The 18823-nt window shown below is 50.0% G+C and carries 18 protein-coding genes; 8 read left to right on the top strand and 10 right to left on the bottom strand.

What is annotated here, in order from left to right:
* Positions 1–491 precede the first annotated feature (491 nt).
* The 8 genes from Psch_RS19775 to Psch_RS19740 all read right to left on the bottom strand — a co-directional run bounded on the left by Psch_RS19775 (position 492) and on the right by Psch_RS19740 (position 8781).
* Positions 492–1823 (bottom strand): LCP family protein, encoded by a 1332-nt coding sequence (locus tag Psch_RS19775; protein ID WP_243124252.1) that lies wholly within the window; start codon positions 1821–1823, stop codon positions 492–494.
* A 24-nt stretch (positions 1824–1847) separates the two neighbouring features.
* Positions 1848–2261 carry a hypothetical protein gene (locus tag Psch_RS19770; RefSeq protein WP_190259442.1) on the bottom strand — a complete coding sequence of 138 codons (414 nt, stop codon included), beginning with the start codon at positions 2259–2261 and terminating at the stop codon, positions 1848–1850.
* Positions 2262–2343: 82 nt separating this feature from the next.
* Positions 2344–3444 (bottom strand): polysaccharide pyruvyl transferase CsaB, encoded by a 1101-nt coding sequence (gene csaB, locus Psch_RS19765; RefSeq protein ID WP_190259441.1) that lies wholly within the window; start codon positions 3442–3444, stop codon positions 2344–2346.
* A 259-nt stretch (positions 3445–3703) separates the two neighbouring features.
* The gene (locus Psch_RS19760; RefSeq protein WP_190259440.1) at positions 3704–4426 is read right to left on the bottom strand and encodes a WecB/TagA/CpsF family glycosyltransferase; all 723 of its coding nucleotides are present in this window, start codon (positions 4424–4426) and stop codon (positions 3704–3706) included.
* Positions 4427–4714: 288 nt separating this feature from the next.
* Positions 4715–5173 (bottom strand): MarR family winged helix-turn-helix transcriptional regulator, encoded by a 459-nt coding sequence (locus tag Psch_RS19755; RefSeq protein WP_190259439.1) that lies wholly within the window; start codon positions 5171–5173, stop codon positions 4715–4717.
* Between the two features lie 217 nt (positions 5174–5390).
* The gene (locus Psch_RS19750) at positions 5391–6203 is read right to left on the bottom strand and encodes a stalk domain-containing protein (RefSeq protein ID WP_190259438.1); all 813 of its coding nucleotides are present in this window, start codon (positions 6201–6203) and stop codon (positions 5391–5393) included.
* A 245-nt stretch (positions 6204–6448) separates the two neighbouring features.
* The gene (locus tag Psch_RS19745) at positions 6449–7543 is read right to left on the bottom strand and encodes a TolC family protein (RefSeq protein ID WP_190259437.1); all 1095 of its coding nucleotides are present in this window, start codon (positions 7541–7543) and stop codon (positions 6449–6451) included.
* A gap of 116 nt (positions 7544–7659) precedes the next feature.
* Positions 7660–8781 carry a copper amine oxidase N-terminal domain-containing protein gene (locus Psch_RS19740; protein ID WP_190259436.1) on the bottom strand — a complete coding sequence of 374 codons (1122 nt, stop codon included), beginning with the start codon at positions 8779–8781 and terminating at the stop codon, positions 7660–7662.
* Between the two features lie 691 nt (positions 8782–9472).
* Between Psch_RS19740 and Psch_RS19735 the strand changes: the two genes are divergently transcribed.
* The 3 genes from Psch_RS19735 (at position 9473) to Psch_RS19725 (ending at position 11241) form a co-directional block, all read left to right on the top strand.
* Entirely contained in the window at positions 9473–9622 is a 150-nt protein-coding gene (locus Psch_RS19735) for a hypothetical protein (RefSeq protein WP_190259435.1), read from the top strand.
* Positions 9623–9816: 194 nt separating this feature from the next.
* On the top strand, positions 9817–10350 hold the full coding sequence (locus tag Psch_RS19730; RefSeq protein WP_190259434.1) for a reverse transcriptase family protein: 534 nt from the start codon (positions 9817–9819) through the stop codon (positions 10348–10350).
* On the top strand, positions 10351–11241 hold the full coding sequence (locus Psch_RS19725) for a reverse transcriptase domain-containing protein (RefSeq protein WP_190259433.1): 891 nt from the start codon (positions 10351–10353) through the stop codon (positions 11239–11241).
* 157 nt (positions 11242–11398) lie between these two features.
* Here the strand turns inward: Psch_RS19725 and Psch_RS19720 are convergent, their stop codons facing one another.
* On the bottom strand, positions 11399–12202 hold the full coding sequence (locus tag Psch_RS19720) for an ExeA family protein (RefSeq protein WP_243124251.1): 804 nt from the start codon (positions 12200–12202) through the stop codon (positions 11399–11401).
* The gene (locus tag Psch_RS19715) at positions 12199–12996 is read right to left on the bottom strand and encodes a Mu transposase C-terminal domain-containing protein (RefSeq protein ID WP_206663801.1); all 798 of its coding nucleotides are present in this window, start codon (positions 12994–12996) and stop codon (positions 12199–12201) included. Before Psch_RS19715 ends, Psch_RS19720 begins: the two co-directional genes overlap by 4 nt.
* 197 nt (positions 12997–13193) lie before the next feature.
* Between Psch_RS19715 and Psch_RS19710 the strand changes: the two genes are divergently transcribed.
* From Psch_RS19710 to Psch_RS19690, 5 genes are all read left to right on the top strand, one after another.
* Complete coding sequence (locus Psch_RS19710; protein ID WP_134220427.1) at positions 13194–14066, top strand: tyrosine-type recombinase/integrase; 873 nt, start codon at positions 13194–13196, stop codon at positions 14064–14066.
* Entirely contained in the window at positions 14063–15184 is a 1122-nt protein-coding gene (locus Psch_RS19705) for an IS91 family transposase (RefSeq protein WP_134220426.1), read from the top strand. Before Psch_RS19710 ends, Psch_RS19705 begins: the two co-directional genes overlap by 4 nt.
* 400 nt (positions 15185–15584) lie before the next feature.
* Positions 15585–16826, top strand: a complete 1242-nt coding sequence (locus Psch_RS19700) for a tyrosine-type recombinase/integrase (RefSeq protein WP_190259432.1) — start codon at positions 15585–15587, stop codon at positions 16824–16826.
* Complete coding sequence (locus tag Psch_RS19695) at positions 16819–17784, top strand: tyrosine-type recombinase/integrase (protein WP_190259431.1); 966 nt, start codon at positions 16819–16821, stop codon at positions 17782–17784. Before Psch_RS19700 ends, Psch_RS19695 begins: the two co-directional genes overlap by 8 nt.
* An 81-nt stretch (positions 17785–17865) precedes the next feature.
* Positions 17866–18816 (top strand): tyrosine-type recombinase/integrase, encoded by a 951-nt coding sequence (locus Psch_RS19690; RefSeq protein WP_190259430.1) that lies wholly within the window; start codon positions 17866–17868, stop codon positions 18814–18816.
* The last annotated feature ends 7 nt before the right edge of the window (positions 18817–18823 follow it).

Genomic DNA, 18823 nt, shown 5'->3' with positions numbered 1-18823 from the left:
CCCCAGATAGGTCAGTTTTTCTTTTTCACTGTCCTATCTGGGGGTAGCATATCATTACACCATGGCGGCTTATTTTAATCATCTTTTTGTTGTTGCAGCTTCTTCAAACGCCAACCCTATCTCTTCATCAATAATGGAAATGATCTGCTCTAACCAAAATCTATCTCTTGGCCTCTTTTTTTTAACATCAAAAGAAAAAGCAGACATTACTGTCTGCATGTCGTGTCTTAGGGGGCGCTACTTAGCGACTCTATCCTTCCATAGGACTGCCTCTTGGGCAATGTCAGGTTCTCCGGCACAAAGCCTAAAGGTTACAGGTAGAGCCATAACCGTCAACCTGATGAGTGTCACCCCAACCGCCTGACTATTCTAAGACATCCTTGTTGATAGGATTAATATATCATTAAAAAAACAAGATTGTCAATAACATATTAAGCTTATTTTACATACATAACCATTTTTCCCAATAACTATTTACACATATAACTTGACTAAGTTCGCCCTGAACTGCTGGTTTTAGTTGTTCCCGGGATGCCCGGGTTATATCCCTCTGCGCTGTCGCCCTGGGAAACACCGCTCTTACCGGTCTTGCCCGTTTGTGAGCCGGTCCGGGGGTCACTGCTGCTCTCTGTTTCGCCTGAAGTTTCTTCCTCATCCTCCCCGTCTTCGTCAACGGGCGTGATGGTAATCGCACCGTCGTCTGAAGCAGAGGTATCCGAGGAGCCGTTTTTAGACCCCTGCCCCGGCTTGGCGGGGGTTGTCTCCTTGTCTTCGCTTTGGTCCGGCGGGGAGGTGGAAGATGCCTGCTCAGTGGCCGGTGAGGCTTCCTCATCCTCAGGCTGTTCAGACCGGCCGGAAGTCCCGGCGCTCGCCGGCAGGCCGCTCAACGGGGTGGTCAGGACAACGTTGGTTACGGTCTCCCCATTGAAAAGATTGGCCACCATCTGCTTGGCTTCATCCGGATCTACTCCCCAGTAGCTTCCCCCGTCAATATTTATAGGCCGCCCCGGCAATGTCTGGGCCACAATGCTACCGCTTTCCAATTTTTTGCCGGCTGAGGCCAGGGTCATCATATCGCCGAGGCTCAGGTTGGTTTTAACATACTTGTTTATTTCCGGGACCAGCGCCGGCAGCTTGAGAATGGTACTGGGCTGCAGCATCTCTTTGGCCAGGGCCACCAGGAATTTCTGCTGGTGCGCGGTGCGCTCAATGTCACCCATGGCATAGTCCCGGAAGCGAACATACTGCAGCGCCTTATCCCCATCCAGGCGCTGGACGCCCTTTTTCAGGTTAATCGAGTAAATGCCGCCATCATCCGGGTCATAGTGGTTCATATCCTGCTCGACATCGAGCGTGACTCCGCCGAGCGCGTCCACGATATCCTTAAAGCCGTTGAAATTGACCTGGACATAGTACTTGACCGGTATCCCCAGCAGGTCCGAAACCACCTTCATGGACATATCGGTACCGCCATACACGGAGGCGCTGTTGATTTTGTCCCAACCGTGCCTGGGGATATTTACCCTGGTGTCCCGCGGGATGGACAACAGGGACATCTGCTTGCTTTTGGGATCCACGCTGGCCAGGATGATGGTGTCGGACCGGGCCATATTTTCGCCGCCGCGGGCGTCATTGCCCAAAAGAAGGACATTCAGCCTGTTTCCCTTGTTAAAATCCGGGCTGTTCGGATCATCGATTACAGGCGGAAGGATATCATTTTTGAACAGCTCGTAGCCCCCTGCTGCCAGCAGGGCCACCAGCAACAGGCAGCATATGATGAAAGGCGCCTTGCGCTTGAGCTTTCGCCTTCTAACTTTCAACACGATTCACCCCATTCATCAGCAGGTCTATTGGATGCTGGCGCCGCCACGGTACATGACCACCGCGAAATCTATTGCTTTGATGCCGCGACCGTCTTCCCGCGGAATAATCAGCAGGTGATTGAGAGCTACTTTATCATTGGCGGCAATATCCACACCGGCAGTCACATCGGGGATACCGTTCCCGGAACTGTCAACAACCACGGCCTGCCCGCGCCTGACCAGCAGTTCCGTCCCGGCCTTGCCCTTTAACACCTGACCGGCTTTGAGGTCGGCTACTTTCCACTGCACGTACTGATCCACGTAACTCTGAGTTACCAGCGGGTCCCCGCTGCCCCCGGGGTCAGCGTCCCCTGCAAAGGCTGTAAATCCCCATAATGCAAGTACCAGCGCAACTGTAACCACAACTACTGCCGGCAAAGTGATCCTGTTTAATTTCATCGTCCACTCCCCCTAGGCATAGAGTTCCACATGTTTCTCCCAAATCCTGCAGGCACGAACTGGCAAAACGTCTCCCTACTTATTAGACGCCGCAGCCGCGTAAAAGTTCAGCTGCCAGTTCAGCATTTTTCAGGGCTTCTTTTTGCAAAGGCGCAACCCGCTCCCGCAACTGAGAACCCAGTTTTGCCCGTTCCGCCAGTACTTGCGCGAGCCTCGCCGACAATTCCTTATAATCAAGCTGTTCGGCGCTGAGGCCGGGCGGCAGGCCGACTGATTGAAGAAAGCGGTTGACTTTGGGATCGTAAGGGATGCCGACCAGTGGAACGCCAAAGAGCGAGCTGAAAATAAGAAAATGCAGCCTCATCCCGATGGCCAGGTCCAGGTTGGCCGTCAATGCCAGGATGTCCATATAATCGGCGCTTTTCTCCAGGAGAAAGGCGGGCTCAGACATGCGGGCCGCCACCTCCCGGCAACAGTCCAGGTCGACGTTGCGGTGCATGGGCACCAGAAGGACCTGCCATCCTAAGGCCGCCAGATCATCGGCACCCCGCGCCAAAACCTCAAGATAACCCTTTGCATTTTTCCACGGCCGCACGGAAATGCCGGCCACCGGACCACTGCCCAGACCAAGCGAGGAGAGAATTTCCTTCCCCCTGGCAATGTCAATCAGAGCAGGGTCCAGGCCAAGGACGGGGTCTGCGGTGACTTCGATGGCCGGACGCGTCACGCCAAGGGCTGTCAGTTCCTCCCTGGAGTCGGTGTCACGGACGGTTATTGCGTCAACCCGGTTGGCTACAATCCTGACCATGTTTTTGCCCAAGGTGGTATGAACCGGACCGATACCCTGCGCGTAAAAGAATACGGGTCTGCCCAGAAGCCTGGCCATGGCCACAATACTGAGGTAATAGATGATGCTTTTGGGTCCGGTCACATCCTGCAAAAGCCCGCCGCCCCCGCTGATTAAAAGGTCTGCCTCCCTCAACGCCCGCCATACCTGCCCAAGGTTGTCGCGCAAAACCGAGCGCACGCTGAACTGCCTGGCTGTGCAAACCGGGTCCTTCGACAGGACGGTCGCCTCCAGGCCGGGAACAGCAGCCCGCAAAGCCTGCAGCATGGCATGCAATACGGCCTCGTCGCCGATGTTGTCAAAACCGTAGTATCCTGATATAACCACCCTGGGCATGTATAGTCTCCCGCAAGATTGTGCCTTGGACCGGTTCATTAGGCGTCCGCCGGCATTTTATATAGAATAGTATCGTGTTAAAAGATGTCGTAAGCCGTAGGGCGTAGGGCGTAATTTATACTGCATTCCTTCCAGGTCTTCAATTGAACCGCGACAATCCCGGAAACAAATTAAACAAATCTTTATGTTTTACGCCCTGCGACCTGAATCCAAACAGCTTTCATAATCCGGCAGCAGTACCGGACGATACTAAAGTCCTTTAGAGCCTGTACTTTTTTATTACCATCCAGACAAACCTGGGCAGGATCAGCTGGCGGCGCCAGCGGGAAGGCTCCCGGAGCAGGCGGGCCAGCCATTCCAGGTGCAGGCGCTGCAGCCATCGAGGGGCCCGCCGTACCTTTCCGGCAATAACGTCAAAGCTGCCTCCTACCCCTACCGCAACGGACGCGCCTGTTTGCTCCAGATAACGATCAATCCACTGTTCCTGTTTCGGCGCGCCCAGCGCCACAAAGATCAACTGGGGCCGGGTTTGCCGTACTATTTCGGCCACGCCGGCGGCCTCTTCATCGCTGAAATAACCCTGGTGGGTACCTGCCACCTGCAAGCCCGGGTAGCCTTGACACAGCCTGCCTGCAGCCTCTTCGGACACACCGGGCGCCGCGCCCAACAGGTAAACCCGCCAGCCTTCATTAGCGGCCCGGTGAACTAAAGAGAGCATCAGGTCTATACCGGTGACCCGTTCAACCACCCGGCGACCTGCCATCCGGCAGGCCCATACTATACCTATTCCGTCAGGCGTGACCAGAGCAGCCCGCCTGGCAAACTCCATCAGCTCAGGATCAAACTGGGCCCGGTATAAAAATTCAGGGTTAAGCGTCAATACCCGGTGCGGTTGGCCGCTCTTTATGAAGCCGGCTACCTTCTCGACGCTTTCTTCCATGGTGAGCGTATCTATTGGCGCCCCAAGGAGAGTCGTTTTCATCGCCAAAGTCCTTTTTTCTCATTTATCATCTCTATTACGCCAATGCTTTGACTATTCTATCACAGATTTGCTTAATTCTCCAGATTACCGGCTGTTATGCTGCAGAAAAGGTACAAAATTGCACCCCATCGCTAAACTTCGTCCCCTAATAAAGAACCCGCCTGCAGGGCGGGAAAAGGCTACAATAAGTCAGCCCGGCTTAGCTTATGAAAAGTATCAACTAATTATTTATTAATCATCGCTCCATCCTAAATAGCCATTTAGAATAATCTTGGTTAAGCTTAACCCTCAAGGTTTTTTCTTTTTTTCTTCCGCGCGCATCGCGGTTAAGACTTTTTCGTAGATTTCCACCAGCTTTTCCATATCCTCCACGGTCAGCTGGCCAAAATACTTGTTCGAAACTTTTCTCCTGGCTTCTATACAATTGGCCAGGATCTCCTTGCCCCTGGCTGTTGCTTCCAGCCAGACCAGCCTGCGGTCCTGTTCATCGCGGGAACGCACCACCAGCCCTGCTTTAACCAGGCGGTTTACCAGGGCGGTAATGGCGCTGAGGGACACGCCAAGTTTCTCCGCTACCTCAGAAACGGTCAGGCGACCTGGACCCTGAATTGTTTTTAAAACGAAAAACTGGCTGCCAGTAATACCCGAAATCATCTGATCGGCCAGTTCAACGTGCAGCCTGCGGACCATCTCCATAAAGACTGCCTCAAGGCGAGAGTAATATCTTTCTATGCTTGAATCTTCCATCGTGGACCTCCTCGCAACTCTTAAACAGCTAAATATTTTATTAGGTTAAGTATATGTTGCTGTTTTATGCTTGTCAAGAAACCGCCGGCCGCAACTTCAAATCTTTGAAGGCGGAACCAACCTTACACCATTATAGTAAACGCGCTACGTGAGCCGAAAGGACGCAGCGCGTTTACGTTTCATAATCCTACCCGCCTCCGGCATGGCTTACTTTGGGCTAGTCAGAAAAACACTTTAATTTATAGGACGCATAGTCAGGTCCTTTTTCCAAAGTTATCTTAAACTCCCCGTACTTTCGCTGTTCAAAATCATCCACGTCTCTTTCGCCAAAGTTGACTAATTTACCATCTTTGTCAAACAAAGCCACCTGCACCAGCGGGTGATTGTATTTTCTTTTAAGATCATCGTCAGACCTTTCGATTTCCCCTGTTACATAGGTAAAGTCATTGTAAATATCGGGATCTCTGGAGAACCTTACTTCACTAAAACTCACTTCGGCAGGAGTTATATCTATTTCGCCTTTTGCTGAAAAGCTGAATTTTACTGAACTGACCAGGTTTCTTTTATCCGAGTCAGACCGCATCTTGAAATAAGCGGTTTCTCCGGGGGTTATCCCAGGCGGCAAGGTAGCGGTCAGCTTTTCAATGACGTTGCCACCGGCATCCAGTACTTCAGCCTTGACCTTGCCTTCGCTGTAAGTTTTATTGGACCCATTTTCAACCTCCCCCAGGATCACATAACCATACTCATCGTTAATTTTCTGATATGAGACCAGGCTGTAAGGAGGCATATTCTCGGGTGTAGTCATCACTACCGTCCAGTTATCAGCATCCCAACTGACATTAATCCCCAGCGACTCAGCCACAAACCGCAACGGCACAAAGGTACGGTCGTCGATAATCTGAGGCGGTGTATCCGGTTGAACTTCCTTACCGTTGAGAACAATTTTCACCGGTTTTTCCTCCCCTGCCGCCATACCCGCTGAAGCGAGTATTACCCCAATGAGCAGCCCGATAATAAACTTTTTCATAAAACCCCCCCAGTTGATATATTAATAAAAATATTCCACAAATACGCAATAAAACCTCCCAAATCCTTATTTTTTTGTCTTATCGCCTTAACCCTAATGGGACGTACGCTTAATCCGTTCCTGGAGCGCCGGGTTTTAAATAGAAAAAAGGCCTTTTCACACCTGTTGCAGGATATGAAAAAGCCTTTTTCCATTTTCTTTCTTAAACCGTACTAACAAGCTCCAACGGTCAGGTTTGGAGCATTTTAACTATATGACCAGGGTTTCTCAAATGCCAAAACTAAAATCTGGTGCTGGGCGCTGATATCCACCAGCTTTTGATTGGCCTGGGCGAGTTCCAGCTCGGCGCTCAAAAGGTCGCTTTTGGTGGCCATACCGACGTCATATTTTACTTGAGTCACGCGCTGGTTTTCTTCGGCCAGGCGTACCGCTTCCTTCGCTCCGGCATATTGTTCCTCCAATTGGGTTGCGGAATAGTAGATGGTGCGCACCAATTTTGCCACCTGGTCCTTGGTATCGTTGGCGCTGATTTCTTTCTGCTCAACATCGATTTCTTTTGCTTTATAGGGTTCGCTGTTACTGGTATTGGTAAAATCATACAGTTTCTTGGTTAGCTTGGCCAGGTCAACCTGTTGTTCGCTTAACCAGACGGACGGACTTCCGGTTACTTTCCTGTTCACCTCGGCTTCCAGGTCTTTTACGTCCATCGGAACAATTTCAGGGATATCCACCAGCACCGGTCGTTCCTTCGCTGACACCCCCACCAGCTGGTTTAATTTTTGGTAGGCGTCATCCAGGGCCTTGTTATCCGCCTCCAGGGTGGTCTTGGCCGAGGTGTATTCAGTCTCAGCCTTGGCCATGGCAACAGGATCGATAGTCCCCACCCTTAGGCTGGCTGAAGCGACATACCTCAACCATTGTTTGTTCTGTAAACTTAATTCGTCCACCTTCACCTTTTCCTGGGCTTGCAGGATACTGTTATAGGCCTGGTATACGGACATTAACACCTTATCTTCCTCGACGGTTAAAGACCGCTTGGCCATACTGCGGGATATTTCCGCTGAGGTCAGGTTAAGATAGGACTTTATTGCGCCGGAAGAAGCTGAGGACGAGCTTGGCACATAGTCAACCCTGTCAGCAAGATAATCTCTAACTTCCGCTGAACGTTCCAAGTCGTTTTTCGCTTGCCTGAGTCCCTTGTTGATACTCAGCGCTTTATCCACCGCCGCCTGTAACGTAAGTTCCGTCCGGGCAGTTTCAGATTCGTCGGCCCAGACTGAGGCTGGGAACAGACCGGCGAGCAACGCCAGGATTACCAGTAGTATGAACGGACGCCGCATGGTTACACCTCGCTTGTAGACAAATTAGTTAAGCTGGTTAATTATCAACCATTATAAGTATATTTCCCTTGATATGGGCTGTCAAGCCTAAAAAGGGGATCAAGAAAATGTTATTGTTATTTGGTATTTGCTATCTTTGCTACCGTTATCGTATTGGAAGCCGGGTCCCATTGGACCTCGGCCCCAAACGCCCCGGTTACCCAGTTCAGAGGCACCATGACGCGGCCCGGCGCTGACAATTCAGGCGGGGCGTCCATGGTGACGCTCCGGTCATCCACCGTCATAGTTCCACTTCCGACGGTCATTTTGACCCTGCGGCCTTCACCGGTTATAGCCACACTCTGGTCAGCCTCGTCCCACTCGATGCCGGATTCTTCAATGCCCAGGGCTTGGGCAGCATACCTGATGGGGAGATAGGTCCGCCCGTCTTTCAGGTAAGGCGCAACATCCATGGAGGTTTCCACTCCTTTGAGGGTGAAGGCGGACTTGCCGACGGTGAAGACTGCCTGGACCTCATTCTCAACGGGCGGCTCATTTACTACCGGTGTTGGAGTGACTTCTACTGCCGGTTCCGGAGTGACTTCAGGAACCGTTGTAACTGACGGTTGTGAGGTTGTCCCGCTGGTCCGGCCGGAAGAAACGTTCCCGGCAAATCCTGAACTGGAGGGCGCGTCAAACGTCACCTGTATCTGCCCGGTGAAACCGCCCGGAACATACACCCGCCTGGCATAAAGGAAAAATACGCATTCCTGGCCCGGGGTTATATTGCCGGTAACCTCCATCCTGACCTCGTTGCCGCTGAGAAGAGAAAAGCTGAGGACCGGCGCCTCATCCTGGAACAAACCATTCTCGTCGCCTGCGATCCTCTTCGGCACCTCAATGTAATTAGCCGTACCGTACCGCACGTAATCGGATGTCGCGGTCATGGTGTTCCAGTCGCCTGTGCCCTGCCGGGAGGAACCGGCCTCAGCCTGGCCCGCTTTCAGCGGCGCGGTGGTCCAGATAAAGTCCTCGGGCAAACGGACAATGAGCACATCCTTGGTCTGCAGCTGCCCGGCTGTAAACCTGGCCATGATGGTCCCCAGTTCGTATACCGCGTTGTCTTTAACCACGGGTGACTGGAGAACCTGGTAGGTATCATCCGAAGCCAGGGCGGCACCCGCCCCCGCAGCCAGAAATACCGTGCAGCACAGCAGAGCGGCCAGCAGAGTAATCCCGCGCCTGTTCTTAATGAACATAAACAATCCCCCTTTTTCAGCCTGGAATCTCCAACACGCAGTTGTTCCGGGCCCTTACAAACATCATTATCCGGCCTTGGTGCTTCACTGGGTAAAGTATATCCTGGTGTTTTTTACTGTGTCAAGAACTAACTGGCATTAAACCAAAAACTCTATAAAAATACTATGCCAACTTGCAATCTTGTATAATTAAAAAACGAGTTTTTCGTTTTAGTTCTGGCAAGGATAGTAGGAAAAAAAGAACATAGTTGACTTTTTATGCACCCTCTATCCCCGGCAGAACCCTGCTAGGCCTCGGGTTGCTCTCCAGCAGAGCCCTATGTGTGCACTGTTCCTGGACAGCCTACACAGAAATGTGTAGTAAAACCAGGCGGTTTGCATTTTACATAAACCGAACTCTGCGTCTGAATTGGCAGGGGAAGTTCCTGCACGGGTTGAAGGTTGGCAACCTCGCCCTGAAACTCCGACATGCGCCTACGTGCTATTGCGCAGGGGTATGAAGCTCGGTAAAGGCGGCTGAAAGGCTCCTATAGAGAGCAATCTCCATGGAGTCGAGTAAGTCGGGGGTCACAAAGCGGCCAAGCTGACCAATCAGGAACCATCGTCTGTACGGCTCGTAAAATGCAAGGTGCCGAAAGGCACTTTGCCGCAGAAAGCGGGTTCAGTCGCGGCCACCAAAATATAGGGTTTGATGGCTGCGCCGGTCGCTCTGACGTCCGGCGTCCCGAGTCCTCCAACCGTGGGCGAAGGGATGGCTGACGGGTTAGAGATGGGGGCTAAAGTCGCAAATGTAAGGCTGGGACGCTGGGAACAGTGGAACCCTGATAGTGAAGGGGAATAGAACTCGATGCAACTCGAAGGCAGGAAATGGCCTTCAAAATCAGGGGGCATCAGCCCGTAGTAGCGATGAACCGGGGTAACGCCCGCGGAGCCAAGGGGCATAGTCGTACAGATTACGAGGAAAGGAGTTCAACTGTTCAGGAAGCCGTTGCGCATACCTGACTAACGCCGTCTGGCGCAAATCTCCGAAAGGAGGTGGCCGCCACGGGACAACAACTGAACTATCGGGAACCGCAGACGGAAACAGAACTTCAGGTGTTACTGGACAGGATGTACAGCGTCACTATTGAAGCAAAACAAAACGGGGAATCACCTCGTTTCAAGGGACTGCTGGAAATCATCTCATCAGAGGTGGTAATCCTGACCGCAGTGCACAACATCAAGGCAAACAGGGGAAGCGAGACTCCCGGCAGCGATGGCGAAACCATGAGAAGCATCCTGGAGCAGGACTACCAGGATGTCATTGCCCGGGTTAAGGACACCCTGATGGATTACCACCCGGCTCCGGTGCGCAGGGTATACATACCCAAGCCTGGTAAAACCGAGAAGCGCCCATTAGGAATAACTGCCGCCATCGACAAAGTAATCCAGGAGTGTGTGCGCATAGTAATCGAACCCATATTAGAGGCTCAGTTCTTTGCCCACTCCTACGGCTTCCGACCCATGCGCGACGCCCATATGGCACTTGCAAGGGTTGTGGAGGTGGTACACCAAACAGGTTACCACTAGGTGATCGAGGGTGACATCAGCAAGTTCTTCGATAATGTGAACCATGCCAGAATGGTTAAAAAGCTCTGGAGCAAGGGTATCCGTGACCGGAGAGTGCTGATGATTATCAAGACAATGCTGAAAGCCGGAATCATGGGAGAACTAGAGGAAAACCCTCTGGGAACCCAGCAGGGCGGGGTGATTTCGCCAATTCTTGCCAACGCATACCTCGATACCTTCGACCAGTGGGTCACTCGGGAATGGGAGAACAAGAAAACCAAAACCGAGTATGCGTGGCATAACACACTCAGGAAAAATAGCAATCTCAAACCTGCGTATCTGGTGCGTTATGCTGACGATTGGGTACTAATCACGTCAGCCCGGAGCAATGCGGAGAAGTGGAAGCAAAGAATTGCCAAGTATCTCGATGAAGAAATCAAGCTGTCCCTGTCTGAGGAAAAAACCGTCATCACGGACATCCGCAAGAAACCGATTCACTTCCTGGAATTCACCTACAAGGTGCTCCGGGGAAAGAGTAGAACTGGCTATATCACAAAGACGAGCCCGGCCCCACAAAGGCTGAAGGCAAAGGTCAAGGAAATCCACTGGAACATCAAGAGGTTGAAACGGATTAGGCCGGAAATTGGCGTCAAGGGAAAAGAACGTCTCATTACCGGTATAAACCTGGTCAACTCCCAGATTCGGGGGGTTATCCAATACTATCAGGCGGCGACCCAAGTCAACCCAGCCCTAAGGAAATACAGTCACATACTAGACTATGACGCATACAAAGCGCTTAAGCGTCATAGTGGCAAATGGGTGGCAGCCAGCAAGGTAAGCAATCTGACTTCAGTGCATTCTCAGTACAAAACCGGAATACCAGCTTGTAATTTTGCAGAATCTTTGTCCTAGCGATTTGCACAATAATTAGGCTTAAAATTTCTATTCAAACTGCAAAATTTGCACAATTTTTGTTTAGCATAACTATAAAATTGCACAATATATGTTTTGCAAAATGTATGAGTTAAGGAAAAGGCCGGCCAACGACCGACCCGAAATAGGATAATGGTTACATGCCTAATTCAACAGCAGCCTGCCTCACAGCCTCCTCATCAATATATTTAAGCAACTTCTGACAGCCAAAGATTAAGCTGGTAGTAGCAAGGTTGTTAATTAAGCGGGGCCAGCCCCGGCTCACTGTAGCAATAGCTTCTACGGTAGTGTCTGAAAAGATCGGGTAGTTGGAGCCGGCTAGGCGCATATGGTGCTCCAAGTAATTTTTTGTTTCCTCTTTTGTCAAGGGAGCCATCTTGTAGCGCATAATTAACCTTTGATTTAAAGGTTGGTTATGGGTCAACGACATTTTAATTGCCAGAGCAGGCATTCCACAGAGTACCAATACAAATGGGTTTTCAGAGTCCATCGAAAAATTGAACAACAAATGGAGGTCACTGAAAAACTTCGTACTGGCCAACTGCAGTTCGTCCAGAATAATAACAGGAACAACTTTCTTGCCGGAATAGTTGTTTTGGATAGCCTCCTGAATTTGATTGAACAAATCCACTTTGCGGAAAGCAGGTTCAAGACCCAGGCTAAAAGCCAGCCCCCTGTAGAAATCCGTAACAGTAACCGTAGAAAGCGGGAAGTAGGCCACCCGGTAGAGAGAGGGATTGAGGGAAACCACAAAAGTACGCAGACCGGAAGTTTTGCCGGAACCGGGTTCGCCCACCACCATGCCGATACCACGGCTGTGTTTTAGATAATTTAGCCGGGCCAGAAGTTCCTGGTGGGAAGATGACAGGTACATCTCCTCTGCTTTGATATCTTTCGCAAAAGGTCTGGCAGCAAGGGAGTAGAAGGCGGTAAACATCATTTACCACTCTCCTTTTTTAAAAGGGCTTCATGAAAAGATAATACCTGGGGAGAAATATCATTTTCACTGCGGTTGCGCTTCATTCTGGCGTTATCCGCCAATTGAACCGGTAAACCCTTACCTACAAACTTGTCATTAGCATAAATCAATATCTTGCTTAAGTCGTTTGGTTCAAACCGCACCTCCACCTTCTGGCCGATTAGAGCGGGCGGCACTTCGAAGAGCCTGCCCCCGATAGAGACGGTGGCATCATTGTGAACCCGGCGGGACTCCCTTTTTAAGAATAACTCCCGGACCAAATCCGGCTCCCGGGCGAACTTAACCTGGTTTACCAAGCTCAAGTACTTGTCGAGGGGAGACATACCCAGGGATGAGTGAACACGTCGATGGTAGTCTTCCTCCAGCCATTTTCCAAAAGCACGGTTCAATTCATCCAGGGATGTCACCGGATAAGACAGAAGTGGCAGGAAACGTTCTCTTACCGTACGAAAAATCCGTTCGATTTTCCCCTTGCTGGGTGCATCGAAAGGCTCGGTATGGGAAACCGTGGTACCCATTTGGGCACAGGCCCAGTGAAATAATTGAGAGCGGTAAACCTTACCGTTGTCCAGGTAAACAATCTTGGGTATACCCCGGCGAATAACCGCTTCGATATAGACTTTTTTCATGGCGTCGAAATTTTGTTCAAAAGAAAACTGGGCGAAAGTAACCAAACGGGAACAGTCATCAATAAAGGCAAAAAGATAAGTAGGCTTCTTCTTACCATTGACTATGACATAAGGGCCTGTCATCATATCGCCCTTATTCCGATATCGGAATAAGGGCGATTGAACGAAACCGCTCCGCGGTGGATAGAAACCCAAGATAGTATCAAAGCGAAATGATCCGATCTGCTCATAGTAGATACAAAAGTCATGGCTAACACAAAACAACCCCTTTAAAATGAGAATGCGGCCTGTCCGCAATATCAAACAAAGGGGTTGTTTATTTAATGATGACTAACCGTCAGGCGCTGCAACGCCTGAAAGCTGACATCCAGCTTAGGGGGCTATCCAGAAACACACTCGATTCCTATACGACTCATGTTGGGATCTTCCTTAATCACTTCAAAAAACCTATCGAGAAGCTCAATGAAATGGACGTTCGAAGTTTCCTGGGACACTTGATTGTCGAAAAGAAATTATCGCCAGGCACGGTCAATGTTTACAGTGCTTCCATTCGCTTCTTCTTCGCAGTTACGCTGAACCGGACGATGAACTATCTACAAATTCCACGCCTTAAGCGGCCTAAGAAGCTACCGGAGATTTTAACGCGGAATGAAGTTGCAGAACTAATTTCCCAGACAACGAATGCCAAACACAAAGCCCTGCTCTTAATGGCGTACGGTTCCGGCTTACGAGTCAGCGAACTTGCCAGTCTCAAAACGACGGATATTGATTCGGCATCCATGCGGGTTTTGGTGCGCGGCGGCAAAGGCCAAAAGGATCGCTATACTCTTCTGCCCGAAAGCGCTTTATTCGCGTTGCGTGACTATTGGCGCAAGTACCGCCCGAAAAGCTCAGATGGATACATTTTTCCCGGAATCAAAAATGTTGGGCATATCACAACAAGCGCAGTAGCACGAGCGATTAAAGAAGCGCTTGCCAAGACAGCTATCCAAAAGAGTGTGTCGCCGCATACCCTTCGGCACTGTTTCGCCACTCACTTATTAGAGGACGGGCTAAGTCTACTCCAAATAAAGGCTTTGCTCGGACACGCCAGCATTTCCTCAACCACGATCTATCTTCATCTGGCAAACACCACGAACGGAATAACCAGTCCGGCGGACAACATGCCTCAGAAGTTTGTGGACTGCCCATTATGATTGAAGTGCAGGACATCTTTCGGGAACATGGCGATGAATACTTGCGCCAGCATCCGCTTAATACCGTTCAAATAAAGGCATATCGCGCTATCTTGAACTGCCGGACTCATGCTTTGGGCGGGCATATAGATACATGTGACCAATGTGGCCATCAACGTATCTCTTATAATTCCTGCCGAAACAGACATTGCCCCAAATGCCAAATGCTTGCCAAAGAACAATGGATCGAAAGCCAGGAACGTTGCCTGCTTAACATTGGCTATTTCCATGTCGTGTTTACGGTGCCGAACGAATTGTATATGGTATTCCGGCAGAACCAGGAAACGATGTACACTTTATTCTTCAAAGCTGTCTCGGAAACCTTGTTAGAGTTAGGCCAAAATCCAAAATATCTCGGCGCCAAACTCGGAGTAACCGCAATTCTCCACACATGGGGGCAGAACCTTCTGTATCATCCCCACATCCATTGTGTTGTACCGGGCGGCGGGTTGACCAGCGCCGGTCATTGGAAAAACTCGCGCAAGAAGTTCTTCATTCCGGTTAAGGTATTGTCCAAGAAATTCCGGGGGAAATTTCTCGCTCTCATGCGTGCGGCTCAATTACGCTTCGATGAATCTACGAACAAACTCAATAGTTCGAGAGAATATGCCCTCTTTCTGCAGGATTTGTATAACAAGGACTGGGTAACCTATTGCAAACCGCCCTTCGGCAATACCGGCAAGGTGATTCAATATTTAAGCCGCTACACACATCGCGTGGCTATTTCCAACAATCGGATTCTGGCGCTTCAAGATGATAAAGTCACATTTAGTTGGCGGGACTATGCCGACCATAACAAGGTCAAGCAGATGACTATTACAGCCGAAGAATTTATCCGCCGCTTTATGCTCCATGTACTGCCTCGAGGATTCCGGAAGATACGACACTACGGACTTTTGGCTTCCGGAGGGAAAACCAAACGGATACAGTTATGCCGGCAACTTACGAATACACCTTTTAGCATATTCTCTAAGCCGCGTTCATTATTCGAAATCCTCATTGACAAGTTCAATGATACATTTCGTAAATGTCCCTGCTGCAGAATAGGAATGATGATACGCGCATCTCCTCTTCCGTAAAAACAAATTCCTTATACAAAAAAGCCCCTTCTATGGGGGAGGGGGAAACTATGCCCATCGACAGGCGAATTTCCCAATAATGACCCTGTTCTTTGACTGAGATTTCGCCCCATAACATCGGAACCCTTTTAGCGCCAGAAATTCTGCAACTTATACAGTTCCTTTTTCCCCATAGCACCTACCGACATCGGCGGTTCCGTTCAATCAAATTATCTGAAGCCCTACGTAGCCTCTGCTTACATGGGGTTTCTTTTTTGGGCTTCAGATAATTTGCTATTCATTATCCGTACATAAATAAAATCCGAACCTTCTGTAAAATAGCGCAATAATAAGCCCTTCCTTGATGGAAAGGTGTGGATTTTATTTTCATGCTGTATACTCCGAGCAGGAGGTGTACAGCATGAATACACAAAAATTGAGGGATAATTATCCCAAACTGATTGGCTACATGGAAGAGGCCGGTTATAGCGCCACATATATTAAAAAAGTGCGCCGAGAGATTGACCACGTTCTTTCCAGAGCGGAATCAAAGGGCTATGTGTCGTATACGGATATTTATCTGGAGTACGCAAATAAATCAAGCTCCCGAGGTTATCTGCGAGACAAACTGAATTGTCTTGGTATTATCGAACGCTTTGACAATCGCAGCCAGTACCCCGACGGACGACAGCGACAGCAGATTGTAAAACGTGGCCTGTATCACTTATTGTTGCCGAAGTTCAAAGCCGTAGTTGACTGTTACCGGGCATCCGAAAGCAAGCGGAACAAGAAGGCAACCACAATCATAGGCGAAGCGAGCCATGGTGCGAGTTTTTTGTACGCTTTGCAGCAGAAAGGCATAAATACTCTTGACGCGATTACAGAGGCGTCTGTGTTATCCGTTTTCATAGGCGATGACAACACCCTGCGCCGAAGCTGCTCATACAAAAAGGACATCGCAGCAGTTCTCAAAGCCTGCATAAGGGAGAACCCTGATCGCCCGGAGTTCACAAGGATATTAGCTTACCTGCCTGAATTGCGCGAGTACCGTAAGAACATCCAGTATTTGAAGCCAGATGAAGCGGAGCAGATCAAACAGGCTCTCGCAAATGGGGATTCGGGGCTATCGTTCAGGGACAGGGCGGTTGGTTCTCTAGCGCTTTATACAGGGATGCGATGCTGTGACATTGCCGGATTGACAATAGATGATATTGATTGGGAGAAAGAGCTAATCTGTATCAGGCAGCAGAAGACTGGTGCTCCCCTCGAATTGCCGCTTTCCATTACCGTAGGCAACGCCATTTATGACTATCTTGTGTCCGAACGCCCGGAAACCGGGTGTGAATACGTATTTATTTCAGAAAACCGGCCATACGGGCGTTTGATGAGCGGAAGTATCGGTAACATTTCCAACAAGATCATGAAAGCCGCAAACACCAGACAAAGCACTGGCGACCGCAGGGGATTTCACATCTTTCGCCATCGGGTGGCAACAGAACTTCTAGGCAGCGGCGTTCCTCAACCGGTTATCAGCAGAACACTTGGTCATACGTCACCCGATTCCCTGGAAACATATTTGAGCGCCGACTTTAAGCATCTAAAAGAGTGTGCGCTCAGTATAGAACGGTTCCCGATGCCGGAGGGGGTATTTGCACATGAGTGAGTTTATATCCTCCCTTGCACCGCTCATGCGGGCGTTTGTTTCTTATCGGAAGGCTTCCGGACGTTGGAATGAAGCCTCTTACGAAGTTAATCTGAGTCTGTTCGACAAGTATTGTGATAAGCATTTTCCCAATGTTTCTGAGTTGTCACAGAATATGGCGGATTCATGGTGCGCCCAGCGCGAAACGGAAGAAAACAATTCATGCCGATCAAGAATATATCCTATTGTCAGCTTCATACGTTATCTGCGTAAACGCGGGATGACTGCCGTTACGGAGCCAACAGTCCCCCGAAAAGAGCCAAGAGACTATATCCCACACGCGTTTACTGAAGCGGAACTACAGAACTTCTTTACGGCTTGTGACTCAATATCCGCCGATCCGCCCACAGAAGAACAGTTGTCGCGGCGGATAACAGTCCCCGTATTCTTCCGGCTGCTGTACTCAAGTGGAATCCGGACGAATGAGGCACGGGCGCTGATGCGTGAAGACGTTGACCTTGACAGCGGTATTGTGAACATCCGCTACTCCAAGGGTCATGCACAGCATTATGTTGTGCTGCATGATTCTATGCTTTTATTGATGCGGCAGTACGATGGCGCTATTGATAAAATGTACCCGAACCGGGTCTACTTCTTTCCTGCCAGAGAAAGAAACGGAGGCTTCCACAGAGCATCCTGGGTACAACAAAATTTCCACAAAATGTGGCGTCAGCATAACTGCAGAAACGTTGTCCCATACGAACTCCGACATAATTATGCCGTTGAGAACATCAACGGTTGGATGGGCATAGGGTTTGATTTTAACGCGAAACTGCTTTACCTGAGCAAGAGCATGGGTCATCGCGTTTTGGAAAGTACGAAATACTACTATTCGCTTGTTCCGGGGCTGGCCGACATCATCGAAGCTCAAACCGGCGAGGGCGATGTCATCCCGGAGGTGGACTATGAGAGCTACTAACGAGTCCATCGTTATTGCGAGGCACATTAACGCTTTCCTGAACGATATGTTCCTTCCCAGAAGACCAGGAGCGCTCACACATTGAAAGCGTATAGTGATGCGCTCAGTCTATATGTTGGCTTTCTTGAAACGGAAAAAGGCATAAATCCAAGCACTCTCAACGGTGCTTGCTTTTGCGCCGTTAACATTGAGGAATGGCTTGTTTGGCTGATGGAGAGTCGTACGTGCAGCTCTGAAACCTGCAACAACCGGTTGGCCTCGCTTAGGGCTTTTCTCAAGTATCTCGGCGGCAGAGACATTTCATACCTTCACTTGTCGCAGGGGGCGTCACAGATTGAGCGAAGGAAAGCACACGCCAAAAAAGTGACTGGTATGAGTAAAAAAGCGGTGAGTGCCTTGCTTGAAGCCCCTGATCCGACTACAAAGGCTGGCCGCAGGGATATTGCCTTGATGGTCGTCATGTATAGCACCGCCGCACGGATAGACGAAATATTGTCTATGAAAGTTGAGCAACTGCACTTGGATGTTGATAAGCCAAACATCATAGTCATCGGCAAGAGGGGCAAAATCCGAACGCTGTATTTGCTGCCAAAGGCCATGGCTCACCTCAGGGCGTACATCAAAGACTCTCACGGGGCCACACCCAATCCGTCATCTTTCGTGTTCTACTCAAGGAACACAGGTCCAGCCGGGAAGATGAGCCAGAAAGCTGTTAACAAGCAGCTTCGCAAGCATGCACAAGCGGCGCGGTCAGTATGCGGCGAAGTCCCCACAGACATTCACGCTCATCAGCTTCGCCATGCCAAAGCCTCTCACTGGCTGGATGACGGCATGAACATCGTCCAAATATCCTTTCTCCTTGGTCATGCCCAGCTTCAAACAACGATGGTTTATTTGGACATAACCACCGAGCAGGAGGCAAAGGCCTTGGCAACGCTCGAAGACGATAACGACAAATCCACACCTAAAAAGTGGCGCAACGCAGACGGCAGCTTGTCCATGTTCTGCGGTGTGCGAGCGATGAAGCGGTAAATATTAT

The organism is Pelotomaculum schinkii (assembly GCF_004369205.1).
In the GTDB taxonomy this organism is placed as follows: domain Bacteria; phylum Bacillota; class Desulfotomaculia; order Desulfotomaculales; family Pelotomaculaceae; genus Pelotomaculum_C; species Pelotomaculum_C schinkii.
The sequence above is the reverse complement of the archived record's forward strand: the minus strand, read 5'-3'. Positions and strand labels throughout refer to the sequence as shown.

What these genes read in the sequence shown, in the direction of transcription:
- Psch_RS19720 (WP_243124251.1), bottom strand. Translation starts at nt 12,202, where the DNA reads ATGATGTTTACCGCCTTCTACTCCCTTGCTGCCAGACCTTTTGCGAAA.
- Psch_RS19700 (WP_190259432.1), top strand. Translation starts at nt 15,585, where the DNA reads ATGAATACACAAAAATTGAGGGATAATTATCCCAAACTGATTGGCTAC.
- Psch_RS19705 (WP_134220426.1), top strand. Translation starts at nt 14,063, where the DNA reads ATGATTGAAGTGCAGGACATCTTTCGGGAACATGGCGATGAATACTTG.
- Psch_RS19710 (WP_134220427.1), top strand. Translation starts at nt 13,194, where the DNA reads ATGATGACTAACCGTCAGGCGCTGCAACGCCTGAAAGCTGACATCCAG.
- Psch_RS19755 (WP_190259439.1), bottom strand. Translation starts at nt 5,173, where the DNA reads ATGGAAGATTCAAGCATAGAAAGATATTACTCTCGCCTTGAGGCAGTC.
- csaB (WP_190259441.1), bottom strand. Translation starts at nt 3,444, where the DNA reads ATGCCCAGGGTGGTTATATCAGGATACTACGGTTTTGACAACATCGGC.
- Psch_RS19735 (WP_190259435.1), top strand. Translation starts at nt 9,473, where the DNA reads ATGGCTGCGCCGGTCGCTCTGACGTCCGGCGTCCCGAGTCCTCCAACC.
- Psch_RS19770 (WP_190259442.1), bottom strand. Translation starts at nt 2,261, where the DNA reads ATGAAATTAAACAGGATCACTTTGCCGGCAGTAGTTGTGGTTACAGTT.
- Psch_RS19750 (WP_190259438.1), bottom strand. Translation starts at nt 6,203, where the DNA reads ATGAAAAAGTTTATTATCGGGCTGCTCATTGGGGTAATACTCGCTTCA.
- Psch_RS19740 (WP_190259436.1), bottom strand. Translation starts at nt 8,781, where the DNA reads ATGTTCATTAAGAACAGGCGCGGGATTACTCTGCTGGCCGCTCTGCTG.
- Psch_RS19760 (WP_190259440.1), bottom strand. Translation starts at nt 4,426, where the DNA reads ATGAAAACGACTCTCCTTGGGGCGCCAATAGATACGCTCACCATGGAA.
- Psch_RS19715 (WP_206663801.1), bottom strand. Translation starts at nt 12,996, where the DNA reads ATGATGACAGGCCCTTATGTCATAGTCAATGGTAAGAAGAAGCCTACT.
- Psch_RS19745 (WP_190259437.1), bottom strand. Translation starts at nt 7,543, where the DNA reads ATGCGGCGTCCGTTCATACTACTGGTAATCCTGGCGTTGCTCGCCGGT.
- Psch_RS19695 (WP_190259431.1), top strand. Translation starts at nt 16,819, where the DNA reads ATGAGTGAGTTTATATCCTCCCTTGCACCGCTCATGCGGGCGTTTGTT.